Origin of the sequence: Plantibacter sp. LMC-P-059a (assembly GCF_030209505.1) — a bacterium.
In the GTDB taxonomy this organism is placed as follows: Bacteria; Actinomycetota; Actinomycetes; order Actinomycetales; family Microbacteriaceae; genus Plantibacter.
In genome coordinates this window covers 397,922-411,028 of the sequence record NZ_JARVRZ010000004.1, presented here as the reverse complement: position 1 = coordinate 411,028, position 13,107 = coordinate 397,922, and the positions used below count along the sequence as shown (strand labels likewise).

At 67.1% G+C, this 13,107-nt stretch carries 13 protein-coding genes and 2 tRNA genes; 8 read left to right on the top strand and 7 right to left on the bottom strand.

Annotated features, from left to right (window positions below; genetic code table 11):
• Nucleotides 1–50: 50 nt before the first annotated feature.
• The 3 genes from QRN27_RS11525 to QRN27_RS11515 all read left to right on the top strand — a co-directional run bounded on the left by QRN27_RS11525 (nucleotide 51) and on the right by QRN27_RS11515 (nucleotide 750).
• Nucleotides 51–124, top strand: a tRNA-Ile gene (locus QRN27_RS11525).
• Nucleotides 125–180: 56 nt separating this feature from the next.
• A tRNA-Ala gene (locus QRN27_RS11520) sits at nucleotides 181–253 on the top strand.
• 74 nt (nucleotides 254–327) lie between these two features.
• On the top strand, nucleotides 328–750 hold the full coding sequence (locus tag QRN27_RS11515; protein WP_056010199.1) for an NUDIX hydrolase: 423 nt from the start codon (nucleotides 328–330) through the stop codon (nucleotides 748–750).
• Between the two features lie 107 nt (nucleotides 751–857).
• Here the strand turns inward: QRN27_RS11515 and QRN27_RS11510 are convergent, their stop codons facing one another.
• Nucleotides 858–1,382, bottom strand: a complete 525-nt coding sequence (locus QRN27_RS11510) for a hypothetical protein (RefSeq protein WP_056010197.1) — start codon at nucleotides 1,380–1,382, stop codon at nucleotides 858–860.
• Between the two features lie 104 nt (nucleotides 1,383–1,486).
• On the opposite strand from QRN27_RS11510, the gene QRN27_RS11505 reads away from it, so the two are divergent.
• Together QRN27_RS11505 and QRN27_RS11500 are read left to right on the top strand one after the other, a co-directional pair.
• Complete coding sequence (locus QRN27_RS11505; RefSeq protein ID WP_056010195.1) at nucleotides 1,487–2,044, top strand: peptidylprolyl isomerase; 558 nt, start codon at nucleotides 1,487–1,489, stop codon at nucleotides 2,042–2,044.
• Nucleotides 2,045–2,209: 165 nt separating this feature from the next.
• The gene (locus QRN27_RS11500; RefSeq protein ID WP_285042356.1) at nucleotides 2,210–2,902 is read left to right on the top strand and encodes a rhomboid family intramembrane serine protease; all 693 of its coding nucleotides are present in this window, start codon (nucleotides 2,210–2,212) and stop codon (nucleotides 2,900–2,902) included.
• A gap of 409 nt (nucleotides 2,903–3,311) precedes the next feature.
• On the opposite strand, the gene QRN27_RS11495 is transcribed toward QRN27_RS11500, so the two are convergent.
• A complete protein-coding gene (locus QRN27_RS11495) occupies nucleotides 3,312–3,557 on the bottom strand; it encodes a cell division protein CrgA (RefSeq protein WP_056010191.1) in 246 nt (81 codons plus the stop codon).
• Nucleotides 3,558–3,635: 78 nt separating this feature from the next.
• Here QRN27_RS11495 and QRN27_RS11490 point away from each other — a divergent pair, with 78 nt between their 5' ends.
• The 3 genes from QRN27_RS11490 to QRN27_RS11480 are packed head-to-tail and all read left to right on the top strand — an operon-like array spanning nucleotide 3,636 to nucleotide 5,271.
• Nucleotides 3,636–4,442, top strand: coding sequence for a class E sortase (locus QRN27_RS11490; protein ID WP_157579941.1), 807 nt, complete (start codon nucleotides 3,636–3,638; stop codon nucleotides 4,440–4,442).
• Nucleotides 4,443–4,444: 2 nt separating this feature from the next.
• On the top strand, nucleotides 4,445–4,606 hold the full coding sequence (locus QRN27_RS11485) for a hypothetical protein (protein WP_285042355.1): 162 nt from the start codon (nucleotides 4,445–4,447) through the stop codon (nucleotides 4,604–4,606).
• The gene (locus QRN27_RS11480; RefSeq protein ID WP_285042354.1) at nucleotides 4,603–5,271 is read left to right on the top strand and encodes an anthranilate synthase component II; all 669 of its coding nucleotides are present in this window, start codon (nucleotides 4,603–4,605) and stop codon (nucleotides 5,269–5,271) included. The genes QRN27_RS11485 and QRN27_RS11480 overlap by 4 nt, the downstream gene beginning before the upstream one ends.
• A 193-nt stretch (nucleotides 5,272–5,464) precedes the next feature.
• Here QRN27_RS11480 and pknB read toward each other — a convergent pair whose 3' ends face one another.
• The 5 genes from pknB to QRN27_RS11455 form a co-directional block, all read right to left on the bottom strand.
• Nucleotides 5,465–7,156, bottom strand: a complete 1,692-nt coding sequence (gene pknB, locus QRN27_RS11475) for a Stk1 family PASTA domain-containing Ser/Thr kinase (RefSeq protein WP_056010187.1) — start codon at nucleotides 7,154–7,156, stop codon at nucleotides 5,465–5,467.
• A gap of 104 nt (nucleotides 7,157–7,260) precedes the next feature.
• A complete protein-coding gene (locus QRN27_RS11470; protein WP_285042353.1) occupies nucleotides 7,261–9,006 on the bottom strand; it encodes a protein kinase domain-containing protein in 1,746 nt (581 codons plus the stop codon).
• Nucleotides 9,003–10,478, bottom strand: coding sequence for a peptidoglycan D,D-transpeptidase FtsI family protein (locus QRN27_RS11465; protein ID WP_285042352.1), 1,476 nt, complete (start codon nucleotides 10,476–10,478; stop codon nucleotides 9,003–9,005). Before QRN27_RS11465 ends, QRN27_RS11470 begins: the two co-directional genes overlap by 4 nt.
• Nucleotides 10,475–11,872 (bottom strand): FtsW/RodA/SpoVE family cell cycle protein, encoded by a 1,398-nt coding sequence (locus tag QRN27_RS11460; RefSeq protein ID WP_056780493.1) that lies wholly within the window; start codon nucleotides 11,870–11,872, stop codon nucleotides 10,475–10,477. The genes QRN27_RS11465 and QRN27_RS11460 overlap by 4 nt, the downstream gene beginning before the upstream one ends.
• Nucleotides 11,862–13,106 (bottom strand): Stp1/IreP family PP2C-type Ser/Thr phosphatase, encoded by a 1,245-nt coding sequence (locus QRN27_RS11455; protein WP_056010180.1) that lies wholly within the window; start codon nucleotides 13,104–13,106, stop codon nucleotides 11,862–11,864. The genes QRN27_RS11460 and QRN27_RS11455 overlap by 11 nt, the downstream gene beginning before the upstream one ends.
• Between the last annotated feature and the right edge of the window lies 1 nt (nucleotide 13,107).

Genomic DNA, 13,107 nt, shown 5'->3' with positions numbered 1-13,107 from the left:
TCGATTATGCGTTGCGCTGGGAATCGGGTAGTCTCATCAAGGTTCAAAACGGGGCTATAGCTCAGGCGGTTAGAGCGCTTCGCTGATAACGAAGAGGTCCCAGGTTCAAGTCCTGGTAGCCCCACCCTGCACGACACGCAACACACTCGATGGATCAGGATCTCGCATCCGGATCTGTTCGGGGCCTTAGCTCAGTTGGTAGAGCGCCTGCTTTGCAAGCAGGATGTCGGGAGTTCGATTCTCCCAGGCTCCACAGTCCAGAAACGCCCTCGGCAGACGCCGGGGGCGTTCTCCGTTGTCGCAGGGCCCGGCGGTTAGGCTGGCGGCATGGACATCCGCGTCGCTGCATATGCCGTCATCGTCGACGAACGGGGCATGCTGCTCTCCCACTGGAACGAGAGCGGCCACAGCGGCTGGACACTTCCCGGCGGCGGGATCGACCCCGGTGAAGACCCAGCAGACGCGGCCGTGCGCGAGGTGTTCGAGGAGACGGGGTACCACGCAGAGCTCGACGAGCTGATCGGCGTCGACTCACAGGTCGTGCCCGCTGAGCGTCGCCTCAGCTCGACGGCCACCGGGCCGCTCCACACCCTGCGGATCGTGTACCGGGCGCACCTCACCGGCGGCACCCTGACCTACGAGGCCGACGGCAGCACCGACTACGCCGCCTGGTACCCGCTCGAGGAGGTCGGCTCGCTCGACCGCGTCAGCCTCGTCGACGTCGGTCGACGCTTCGCCGGCCTCATCTGAGCGAACCGGCCTCGTCTGAGCGAACCGGCCTCAGCACACGCTGCCCGAACAACACGAAGCCCCTCCCCGGTCGGAACCGGTGAGGGGCTGCGTCGTGCGAAGCGAACTCAGGAAGCCGCGGGCTCCTCGTCGGAGACCCAGAGCTCGTCGTCGGCACGGAACGTCTGCCAGACGGCGTACGCGACACCGGCTGCGGCGAGGACGCCCAGGCCGATCGCGATGACGGTACCTGCGCCGGCACCCTTCTTGGCGGGCAGCACCTGCTCGGGGACGTGGAGGCGACGCAACGCCGACTGCACGCGCGTGTCCTTCGCGATGTCGCCGATGCTCAGCACCGTACCGACGACGCCACCGACAGCGGGGACGACGCCGTGCGAGATGCCGTGCTTCACGCCGTCGACGGCGTTCCGCGAGTACTTGATGCCGCGGTCGACCGTGGGGACGACGCGGTGCTCGTAGGTGTCGCGGACGACAGGCGCCACCTGCTCCTTCGAGAAGTTCCCGAGCTGACGGCTCACCTCACGAGCGACTTCGTTGGCGTGGTTGAGAACATCCTGCTGGGAGTCCCAGAGGTCGGCAGCGGAACCCTTGAGCTTCTTGAGCTCTTTCCGGCGCTTGCGTGACAGGCTCATGTGGTCATCTCCAATGATCGCGGCAACAACGTAACCTCCATCTTGCCACTTAGACCCCTGGATACCATCCGAGAGTCCCGAACCCTTGTGCAAGAATTGTCTGTATGTCAAAGCACACCGCAGTCGCCACGTTGCACACCAACCACGGTGAGATCAAGGTCAACCTCTTCGGAGACCACGCTCCCAAGACGGTCAAGAACTTCACCGACCTGGCGACCGGCGGGCGCGAGTGGACGGACTCGAAGACGGGTCAGACCCGGAACGACGCGCTGTACAGCGACCTCATCTTCCACCGCATCATCCCGGCCTTCATGATCCAGGGCGGCGACCCGCTCGGGACCGGCACCGGCGGCCCGGGCTACAACTTCGACGACGAGATCCACCCGGAGCTCACCTTCGACGAGCCCTACATCCTCGCCATGGCGAACGCCGGCAAGCGCCGCAACGCGATCACCGGTGCCGTCGAAGGCACCAATGGCTCGCAGTTCTTCATCACCACCGTTCCGACGCAGTGGCTCCAGGGTAAGCACACCATCTTCGGTGAGGTCGCCGACGCCGACTCCCGCGCCGTGGTCGACGCCATCCAGGCGGTCCCGACCGGTGCCGGCGACAAGCCGATCGAGCCGGTCGTGCTGCAGAGCGTCACCATTTCCGAGGCGTAGACCCGACTCGGAGGACAGACCGTGACCCTGCCCCGGGATCCGTCGGCCAACGTCTGCTATCGCCACCCAGATCGTCAGAGCTTCGTGCTCTGCCAGCGCTGTGGTCGGACGATCTGCGGCGAATGCCAGACGCCCGGGGCAGTCGGTTTCATCTGCCCTGAGGACATGAAGGCGCAACGCCAGAGTGCTCCGCGCAACCGGATCGGCGCGAAGATCAGCAACTCCTCCCCGATCGTCACCTATGCGATCATCGCCGTCACGGCGTTTGTGTTCCTCCTGCAATGGATCCCCGGGCTCGGCGTCACGAACGCTCTGCTGTACGCCGGCGTGTACTCGGATCCCGCCTACGGAGCGTTCCAGCCCTGGCGGATGCTCACCGCGGTGTTCGTGCACTCGCAGGGCTTCATCTTCCACATCCTGCTGAACATGTACACGCTCTGGATCTTCGGCCGGATCCTCGAGACCATGCTCGGACACTGGCGGTTCCTCGCGCTGTACCTCGTCGCCGGGTTCGCCGGCTCGCTCGGCGTCCTGTTCCTCTCCGCTCCGCAGACCCCCGTCGTCGGTGCGTCCGGAGCGATCTTCGGCCTGCTCGGCGCCTTCCTCGTCATCCAACGACGGATGGGGGCGGACACCCGCGGACTCCTGGTGCTCCTCGGCATCAACCTCGTGATCGGGTTCATCCCGGGCGTGAACATCGCCTGGCAGGCTCACCTGGGCGGTCTCGTCGGTGGCGCGCTCATCGGCCTCATCCTCGTCAATACCCGAAAGCGTGCGCAGCAGCCCCTCCAGGTGATCCTCATCGGCGCCGTCAGTGTCCTGCTGGTCGGCGCGAGCCTGGTCCCCGCGCTGGTCTGACGCACCTCGACAGGCTCGGTGACCGGGTTCGGCTCGGTGACCGGGTCCAGCTCGGTGACCTGGTTCGGCTCGGCGGCCTGGCCTCAGCGGCGATCCGGGCCGCACTCGTTCCGCGTCCGTCGATCGGGCTGCCGGTAGCGTTCGCGTTCGCGAGGCCCGTGAAGGCTCAACCATGCAGCCGACGTTGAAGGTTGCGGGAGTTATCCACAGAGTTATGAACACTGGGGATAATTACACGGTTGTCATTCCCCGTGTTTCCGGGGGCCTCAGGAGTTCTCCACAGCACGGTGTGGATAACTGGGAAGTTCTTCACATTCCTGTGGAGAACTCGGCCGCCCGGGGCGCTCCGCACATGAAACAGCGGGCCGTCCGAAGGACGACCCGCTGTGCACGAAGTGTTGGGATGGGGCTAGCGCCACCTGGTGGTCATGAGGAACCCGATGAAGGCGATGCCGAAGCCGACGAGGATGTTCCACGGCCCGAGGGACTGCACCGGCAGCAGCGTGCCGCTCAGGTAGTAGACGACGATCCAGGCGAGGCCGAGGAGCATGAACCCGAACATGACCGGCTTGAACCAGACGGCGTTCGGAGCGGGCTCGCCGCTGCGCTGCTCGGGTTCGCGGGACGGTTTAGTGCGTGCCTTCGTGCGTGCCATGCCGACATTCTACCTGTTCGGCTCAATCGCTGCCTTGAGGATCAGCCGAACGGAGGTTCTTCTGGGTAGAATCCATGGGTGACAGACGACCTTCCCTCGCGAGCGAGCGCACGAGCCTCAGAGCGCCGCGCCCCGGCGAAGCACCGCGTCAGCGTCTTCGGCGTCGCGGGAGAGCTCCTCATCACCGCAGGCATGGTCGTCCTGCTGTTCCTGGCTTGGCAGCTCTGGTGGAACGACATGATCATGGCCGGTAGCCAGGCGAACGCCGCATCCAGTCAGTCGCAGCAGTGGATCGCGAACGCCGAGACGGAGCCCGCTCCGGAGCCGACCGTCGACGCGAGCGGCACCCCCAACTACGGAGAACCGCCGGTGACGGCCCGCCCGGCCCCCGGCGATCCCTTCGCCGTGCTCTACGTGCCCCGGTACGGAGCGGACTACCGTCGCGTCGTCGCCGAGGGCGTCGACACGGCGACCGTGCTCAACAGCTTCGACCTCGGCGTCGGCCACTACCCCAGCACGCAGATGCCGGGTGAGGTCGGCAACTTCGTGGTGGCCGGGCACCGCAAGGCCTACGGTGGCGCGATGACGCTGATCAGCGACCTGCAGATCGGCGACCGGGTCTACGTGCAGACGGCCGACGGCTACTACACCTACGTGTTCCGGAACATCACCTACGTCCTGCCCACCCAGGTCGAAGTGTTGAACCCGGTTCCCCAGTTGGACGGCGTCGCGCCCACGCAGCGCATCCTCACCCTGACCACCTGCAACCCGCTCTACTCGACGGCGGAACGCAGTATCGCTTACGCGGTGTACGAGTCCTGGCAGCCGCTGTCCGCCGGGCCGCCCGCCGAGATCGCCGCGTCCGTCGCGGCTGCAGGAGGCTGACGATGTACGGCGCACTCTGGAGGGTCCTCCCTGGACCCGTGTGGCTGAGGATCATCATCCTCGTCGTGCTGTTCGTGGCCGTGGTCGCGGCGCTCTTCACCTGGGTCTTCCCCTACGTGGACTCGTTCATCGTCGATCAGAACGTGACCGTCGGCGAGGAATGACCCGCATCCTGGTCATCGACAACTACGACAGCTTCGTCTACACGCTGATCGGATACGTCGAGCAACTGGGCGCTGAGACCACCGTCGTGCGGAACGACGGCATCGACGTCGACGACCTCGAGGACCGCATCCGCGAGGTGGACGGTGTTCTCGTCTCACCTGGACCAGGACGTCCCTCGGACGCCGGCATCTCCGTCGCCGCCGTACTGGCGGCCTACAGTACCGGCACCCCGCTCCTGGGCGTGTGCCTCGGGCACCAGGCGATCGCCGAAGCCTTCGGGGCAACCGTCGGCACTGCTGAGGAACTCATGCACGGCCAGACCTCGTCGATCGAACACGACGGCAGCATGCTCTACGAGGGCGTCCCCCACCCATTCAGCGCCACTCGCTACCACTCCCTCGCCGTCGTCGACGACACCGTCCCCGACGACCTCGAGGTCACCAGTCGCACGGTCGGCGGCGTCATCATGGGCCTCCGGCACCGCGAGGCGCCCATCCACGGCGTCCAGTTCCACCCGGAGTCCGTGCTGTCCGAGGGAGGCTATCGCCTCCTGGCGAACTGGCTCGAGACAGCCGGGCTGCAGGGCGCCAGGCAGCGGGCGGCGGGACTCAGCCCACTCATGCAGCGAGGCCCTTCGACAAGCTCAGGGACCGGGGTTCGCTGAGGGGCTGAGGCCGGTTGACGGGCTGCGGCCCTTCGACAGGTTCAGGGAGCGGGGGTTCTCTCAGGGACCGGGACTCAGGGGCCGGGGTTCGCTGAGGGACGGACCCTTCGACAAGCTCAGGGACCGCGGAGTGCGGCTCAGGTGCCGGGGGTGCAGCTCAGGGACGGGCAGGCGGCTCAGGTGCCGGGGCGGCCTACGGGCCGGTGCAGTAGGTCAGGGTGATGACGGACTTCTGCGGGACGTCTCCTGGGCCGGGCGACATCGCCTTCACCGGGTCGCCGGCGACGGCCTTGCAGGTCGCGTCCGCCTGAGGCTGCACGACGAACTGCCTCGTCGAGTCCTGCAGGTAGTTGGTCGCATCGACGAGCGGCTGGCCGACGACGTCCGTCAGCGTCACATTGCCGCTCGACACGACGAGGTTCACCGCGGAACCCTGATCGACCGAAGTCCCCGCTGCGGGGTCCATCCGGAGCACCACACCTGCCGGCACGGTCGGCGAGTTCTCGCGCGTCACGGAGCCCTGGGTGAGGCCTGCGGCGGCGATGGCGGCCCAGGCGGCCTCGGACGACTGGTTGGTGACGTCCGGGATCTCGACCTGCACACGGCCGGTGGAGACGTAGACCTTGATCTGCGTATTCTTCGTGACCGTCGTGCCGCTCGGCGGATCGGTGCGGATCACGTGCCCGGCCTCGTAGTCGCTGCTGGCCTCGTCGAACTTCGTGGGCACCAGCTCGAGCTGTTCGATCGTGCTGTTGGCGCTCTCCCACGTGGCATCGACGAGATCGGGGACCTCGCGGGAGTCGGTGGAGATGCTCGTGGCCGGCGGCAATTGCACGACCCAGAAGACCAGCGAGAAGAGGATGACCGCGATACCGGCGACCGCAGCCCAGATCCACACGACCGGTGGCCTGCGCTGGGTGCGCGTGACGGTGTCGTCGGAGGTGAGCTGGCGGATCGCCTGTTCGGTGCTCGAGGCGGCCGTGGGCGATGGCCCGAACAGCGAGTCGTGGTCGTCGCGACGGACGGGGACATGACCGGCACCGGCCTCGTCGAGGTCCTCGCGGAACTCGACCGCGCTCTGATAGCGCTCGAAGCGGTCCTTCGCGAGGCCGCGGAGCACCACCTGGTCGAGGGCGGGAGACACCTTCGGGTTGATCGAGCTCGGCTTCACCGGTCGCTCGCTGACGTGCTGGTACGCGACGGCGACGGCGGTGTCGCCGCGGAACGGCGCCTTGCCCGTCAGCATCTCGAAGAGGACGACACCGGTCGAGTAGAGGTCGGTCCGTGCGTCGACCGTCTCGCCCTTGGCCTGCTCCGGGGAGAAGTAGGCGGCGGTGCCGAGGATGGCGGTGGTCTGCGCGACGGTGGTCGACGAGTCGGAGACGGCGCGGGCGATACCGAAGTCGGTGACCTTGACGTCGCCGGCCGTCGTGATCATGACGTTGCCCGGCTTGATGTCGCGGTGGACGACGCCGGCGCGATGCGAGTACTCGAGCGCGGTGAGGATGCTGTGCGCGATCCGGACCGCCTCGTCCGCTGCGACCGGGCCCTCGGCGATGAGGTCCTTGAGCATGCGCCCTTCGACGTACTCCATGACAATGAAGGGCTCGATGAGATCGTGGCCGGAGCCGTCCTTCACGCGCTCCTCGCCGGCGTCGTACACGCGGACGATCGTGGGGTGCGCCATGCGCGACGCGGCCTGTGCCTCCTGGCGGAAGCGGGACCGGAAGGCGGGGTCGGTGGCGAGTGTCGACTTCAGGACTTTGATGGCGACGGTGCGCCCGAGCTTGGTGTCGACACCGCGGAAGACGTTGGACATGCCTCCGCGACCGATGAGGTCGCCGACGACGTATCGACCTGCGAGCAGGCGTTGATCGTCAGCCACGTACCACCCCTGAATTCGCTTGGAGGACAAACACTAACAGCTTACTCGCGCGCCCTTCGAGCGCTCTCAGGGATGACCCTGAGAGCACTCGCGGAGGCATCGGCCTACTGTTCCTTGATGACGTTGACCGCGGTCGACGACGGCGATCCGGACGAGGTGCCGGTGCTGCACCGGACCGCGTACGACACGGTCAGCTGCCCCACGGCGTCGACCGTGATGGTCCCGGTGGTGGTGTTCGCGTCGAACTGCCCGGAGGAGTTGTTCTGGAAGTACCCACCGGAGACGGCGACGGTGTAGCCCAGGAAATCAGCACCGGTCGGGCAGGCGTTCTGCAGCGCGAGCCAGTCGACCTTGATCGTGGTCGAGGTGGCGTCCTTCGGGATGACGAGCGAGCCGTCGTCGAGGGAGGACTGGTCGAGTTTCGGAGCCTCGGTCGGCGGGTCGATGACGGCGACCTCGTCGTAGACGGTCAGGGTGATGGCCGAACCCGTCTTGACGTTGCCCGTGGGGTTCACGTCGTAGACCGTGTCGACCTGCTCCGGAGTCGTCGCCGGGTTGCCGACGTTCTTCGAGACGCTGAAGTTGTAGGGCGGTGCACTGAAGATCGTGTTGAGCTCTTCGAAGGACCGACCCTGGAGGTCGCTGAGGTTGATCGGGAAGATCGTCGGCGTCGGGGTGGGTGTCGGCGTCGGGGTCTTGGTCTTCGTCGGGGGCGCGGAGCTGGCGGTGGCCGTCGGCGTGGTCCCGCCGGCATCGTTCCCCTGGTTCGCGAACACGGCGATGAGCGAACCCACCAGCACGATGACGAGGAGCGCGACGAGACCGATGAGCGGCCAGGTCCACTTGCTGCGCTTCTTCTTCTCACCCTCGACCGCTGCGTCGTCCTCGAACTGCTCGGCCTCTGCTGCCGACAGCAGCTGCGTGGTGGCGTCGTCGGCGGCCGGCATGCGGCGCGTCTGGTCCATCACGGTGGTCGCGGCTTCGCCGGCTCCACCGAGGATCATCGGGACGGCTGCGGCCGCGGCGTTGAGGTCTCCGCGGCGGAGGGCCTGGGCAGCGCGGGCGACGTGCGCCGAGGACGCGGGGCGATCGACCGGGTTCTTGGCGATCATCGACATGACGAAACGGCGGACCGGCTCGGCGATCGTGACCGGGAGCTCCGGCGGGGCCTCGTTGATCTGGGCCATCGCGATGGCGACCTGCGACTCGCCCGTGAACGGACGGCGTCCGGCCAGGCACTCGTACGCGACGATGCCGAGCGAGTAGATGTCGGTCGACGGCGACGCCGGGTGCCCGCTCGCCTGCTCCGGCGAGAGGTACTGGACCGTGCCCATGACCTGACCGGTCGCGGTGAGCGGCACCTGGTCGGCGATGCGGGCGATGCCGAAGTCGGTGATCTTGACGCGGCCGTCGGGCGTGATGAGCAGGTTGCCCGGCTTGATGTCGCGGTGGACGAGGCCGGCGGCGTGCGCGGCCTGCAGTGCCGACGAGGTCTGCGCGACGATGTCGAGCACCTTGTCGGTGGGGAGCACACGCTCGCGCTCGAGCACCGTCGAGAGCGCCTCGCCGGGGACGAGCTCCATGACGAGGAAGGCGCTGCCGTCCTCCTCGCCGTAGTCGAAGACGTTGGCGATGCCCTCGTGGTTCACCAGGGCGGCGTGCCGCGCCTCGGCACGGAAGCGCTCGAGGAACCCGGGGTCCCCCATGTACTCGTCCTTGAGGATCTTGATGGCGATGGTGCGGCCGATGACGAGGTCAGTGGCCTGCCACACCTCGCCCATTCCACCGATCGCAATACGAGATTGCAGTTCGTAGCGACCCCCGAAGGTCAGCCCGGCTGTCGGTCTCATTTATTCAGCACCGCCTCTAGTACTTTCTTCGCGATCGGCGCGGCCACGAGGTTGCCGTAACCGTCCTGTCCGAGTCCACCGCCATCTTCAACAACGACCGCCACGGCGACCTTGGGGTCGTCCGCGGGCGCGAAACCGGTGAACCACAGCGTGTACGGATCGTCCGATCCGTTCTGCGCCGTGCCTGTCTTTCCAGCCACATCGACCCCATCTATTCTTGCATTAGTCGCAGCACCGCTCTGGACGCCCTGGACCATGATGTCCGTGATCTCCTTGGCCACGTCGCTCGTGATCGGCTGCGACAACTGCGCCGGTTCGAACTCCTTCAGCACGCTCAGATCCGGGTTCACGACGCGGTTGACGAGCTGCGGGTTGCAGACGACACCGCCGTTCGCGATACCCGCGGAGACCATGGCCATCTGGAGCGCCGAGGCCCGGACCGTGTACTGCCCGAAGGCGGCCATGGCGGTCTGGTCGTCGCTCAGCGCGTTCGGGAACGTGCTCGGCTGCATCGGCATGGGGTTGAGGCCGGTGCCCGTGATGTTCACATCCATGTTGAAGCCGAAGCTCTGCGCCATGTCGCGGATCTTCTCGTACCCGAGCTCGACACCGAGCTCGGCCAGCGGGATGTTGCAGCTGAGCTGGACGGCCGTCGCGATGGACACGGTCGCCCCACCGCCGCAGCTGCCGCCCTCCGAGTTGCGGATCACGGTGCTCGTGCCGGGGAGGGTGTAGGTCGACGGGTTCGGGAACTCCGACTCCGGCGTGTACTGGCCGGAGGCGAACGCGGCCGCCGCGGTGACGAGCTTGAACGTGGACCCGGGCGGATCGAGGTCGCCGTCGACCCCCTTGTTCAGCAGGGGCTGACGGTCGTCGTCGTCGAGGGCGCGATAGGCGTCGAGGACGGCCGCGTTGTCGTGGCTCGCGAGCACGTTCGGGTCGTAGCCGGGGCTCGACACCGACGCGAGGATCTTGCCGGTCTTCGGTTCGATCGCGACGATCGCACCCTCCTGGTCGCCGAGGGCGTCGAACGCGGCCTGCTGCACCACGGGGTCGAGCGTGACCTCGACGGCGGCACCCTTGGGAGCCTGCCCGGAGATCAGCCGGTTGATGGAGTCGAGGAACTGCGAGTTCGACGTGCCGCTCAGGTAGTCGTTCGTGGCGAGCTCCAGCCCGGAGGACCCCTGCGTCGGCGAGAAGTAGCCGGTGACCGGTGCGTACAACGGCCCGTTCGCGTAGACCCGCTGGTACTTGTACTCGTCGTCGCTCGCGACCGATGAGGCGATCGCGGTGCCGTCCGTCAGGAGGATAGGACCGCGTTCCGTGCGATAGCTGTCGTACAGCGTGCGCGTGTTGCGGCCGTCCGCGTTGAGGGTGTCGGCCTGGAACATCTGGATGATGGTCGTCGACCCGAACAGGGCCAGGAACATCGCCAGCACGACGATGCTCACCCGCTTGAGTTCACGATTCATGAGACCACCGCCTTGGGTTGGGTTCGGACCGTATCGGAGATGCGCAGCAGCACGGCGATGATGATCCAGTTCGCGACGAGCGACGATCCACCGGCGGCCAGGAACGGCGTCGTGAGGCCGGTGAGCGGGATGATCCGCGTCACGCCGCCGACGACGACGAAGACCTGCAGGGCGACCGTGAACGCGAGGCCGATCGAGAGCAGCTTGCCGAAGTCGTCTGTGCCCGCGTAGCCGACCCGGAATCCGCGGGAGACGAGCAGCAGGTAGAGCGCGAAGATGGCGAACAGACCGGCGAGACCGAGCTCCTCACCGAGGCTGGCGATGATGTAGTCGCTCTGCGGGACCGGCGTGATCTCCGGCATGCCCTGGCCGAGACCGGTACCGAGCAGCCCGCCGTGGGCGAGGCCGAAGATCCCCTGGACGAGCTGGTAGCTGCCGCCGTCACGGTCGAAGACCTCCGGGTTGAAGGCGTCCCACCAGTTGTGGAACCGACCGGCGACGTAGGACAGCGTCTGGCCGGCGATGAACGCCCCGGCGAAGAACATGGTGAGGCCGATGATGATCCAGCTGGCACGGCTCGTCGCGACGTACAGCATGACGAGGAACATGCCGAAGTAGAGCAGACCCGTTCCGAGGTCGCGCTGGAAGACGATCACGCCCATCGCCATCGCCCAAACCACGAGGATCGGGCCGAGGTCGCGCAGCCGGGGGAACTGGACACCGAGGAACTTCTTGCCGACCATCGACAGGCTGTCGCGGGTGCGGACGAGGTAGCCGGCGAAGAAGACGGCGAGGGCGATCTTCGCGATCTCACCGGGCTGGAACGTCACCGCGTCGCCGATCCCGATCCACACGCGCGCTCCGTTGACCTCGCGCCCGATGCCCGGGAGCAGCGGCAGGAGGAGGAGGACGAAGGCGAAGAGGCCGGCGACGTAGGTGTACTTGAAGAGGATGCGGTGGTTCCGGATGATGAGGACGACCGCGATGGCCCCGCCGATGGCGATCGCGCTCCACACCATCTGGCGGACGGCCGCGCTCTCCCAGCCGGCGTCGCCGAGGGCGATGTCGATCCGGTAGATCTCCGCGATGCCGATCCCGCCGAGGACGGTGGCGATCGGCAGGAGGAACGGGTCGGCCTCGGCTGCGGTGTAGCGGAGCACGATGTGGAACGCGAGGACGAGCAGCGACAGCCCGGAGCCGAAGGTGATGAGGGCGAAGTCGAGATGACCGAGAGCGCCGAGCTGCACGAGCATGACGGCGACCGCGTTGATCGCGAAGGCGAAGATGAGGAGTGCCAGCTCGAGGTTGCGGAGCTTCTTCGGGAGCCGGAGCCGACGCATCGTCTTGATGACGCCGGTGTCGGCCTGGATCGGGGCTGCGACGTCACTGGTCATCGGTCACCCGCAGACGTTTCACGATGTCGAGGGCCTCGGAGAACGAGGACGCGCTGATGGTCTGGTCGACGGCCTGCCGGTCGAAGTCGGAGAGCGAACCGAGTGGGATGCCCGTGTCCTCCTTGACGCTCGACAGCTGGATCGGCCCGACGTCCTGCTGGATGCCCTGGTAGATGACGACCGTGTCGGTGTCGCCGCCGACGAAGTAGCGCGTCTGGGTCCAGGCGTAGCCGAGCACGACACCGCCGACGATCGCGACGATGACGACGATGAGTCCGACGAGCCAGGTGATGCGGCGGCGCCGCGCACGGCGCTCGTCCTCCTCGATCAGCTCGTCGAGGTAGTCCTCCGACGCCGGCTCGAAGTGGGAGTTGCCGAGCGAGGTGACCCGCCCCGGGTGCAGCCAGCTGTTCGGGATGAGCGACGGCTTCTTCACCGAGGGGGTGAGCGCGAAGGCGACGGGCTTCGAGGCGGAACCGACGACGACAGGATCGGCGTCGCCGACCGGCTGGTCGACGATGTCGACGACGACGACGGTCACGTTGTCGGGTGCGCCGCGGTCGAGGCTCTGTCGGACGAGCTTCTCGGCGGTCCGCTGCGCCGACAACTCCTCGGTGAGCGTGGCGGCGATGTGCGGCTCGTCGACGACGCCGGAGAGGCCGTCGGAGCAGAGGATCCAGCGGTCGCCCGGCTGCGTGCCGAGCGTCATCGTGTCGATCTCGGGTGAGGCGTCGACGTCACCGAGGACGCGCATGAGCACCGATCGACGCGGGTGCACCATCGCCTCCTCCGCCGTGATCCGGCCGGAGTCGACGAGTCGCTGGACGAAGGTGTGGTCGACCGTGATCTGGCTGAGCTCGCCCTCACGGAACAGGTAGATGCGGGAGTCGCCGATGTGGGCGATGGCGACCTCGTTGCCGATGACCGCGAGGGCGGAAACCGTGGTGCCCATGCCCGTGAGTTCCCGGTGCTTCGAGACCGTCTCGCCGAGGATGGAGTTGGCCGCGAGGATGGCCGCCTGCAGCGTCGCCTCGGCCGCCTCCGACGAGGGATACGGCTCGTCGGCCTCGATGATGCGGTTCAGTGCCATCGCGGAGGCGACGTCGCCTCCGGCGTGGCCACCCATGCCGTCGGCGACGACGAACAGATGACGCCCGGAATAGCCGGAGTCCTGGTTGTTTGAGCGCACTTTACCCACATGGGAGAGCGCCGCGCCGGCGCCGCTGGTCGTCACC

Bases quoted from the DNA above. Each gene is read 5' to 3' on its own strand.
- QRN27_RS11505 (WP_056010195.1), top strand. From the start codon at position 1,487: ATGTCAAAGCACACCGCAGTCGCCACGTTGCACACCAACCACGGTGAG.
- QRN27_RS11470 (WP_285042353.1), bottom strand. From the start codon at position 9,006: ATGAGACCGACAGCCGGGCTGACCTTCGGGGGTCGCTACGAACTGCAA.
- QRN27_RS11460 (WP_056780493.1), bottom strand. From the start codon at position 11,872: ATGACCAGTGACGTCGCAGCCCCGATCCAGGCCGACACCGGCGTCATC.
- QRN27_RS11500 (WP_285042356.1), top strand. From the start codon at position 2,210: ATGAAGGCGCAACGCCAGAGTGCTCCGCGCAACCGGATCGGCGCGAAG.
- QRN27_RS11480 (WP_285042354.1), top strand. From the start codon at position 4,603: ATGACCCGCATCCTGGTCATCGACAACTACGACAGCTTCGTCTACACG.
- QRN27_RS11465 (WP_285042352.1), bottom strand. From the start codon at position 10,478: ATGAATCGTGAACTCAAGCGGGTGAGCATCGTCGTGCTGGCGATGTTC.
- QRN27_RS11510 (WP_056010197.1), bottom strand. From the start codon at position 1,382: ATGAGCCTGTCACGCAAGCGCCGGAAAGAGCTCAAGAAGCTCAAGGGT.
- QRN27_RS11495 (WP_056010191.1), bottom strand. From the start codon at position 3,557: ATGGCACGCACGAAGGCACGCACTAAACCGTCCCGCGAACCCGAGCAG.
- QRN27_RS11485 (WP_285042355.1), top strand. From the start codon at position 4,445: ATGTACGGCGCACTCTGGAGGGTCCTCCCTGGACCCGTGTGGCTGAGG.
- QRN27_RS11515 (WP_056010199.1), top strand. From the start codon at position 328: ATGGACATCCGCGTCGCTGCATATGCCGTCATCGTCGACGAACGGGGC.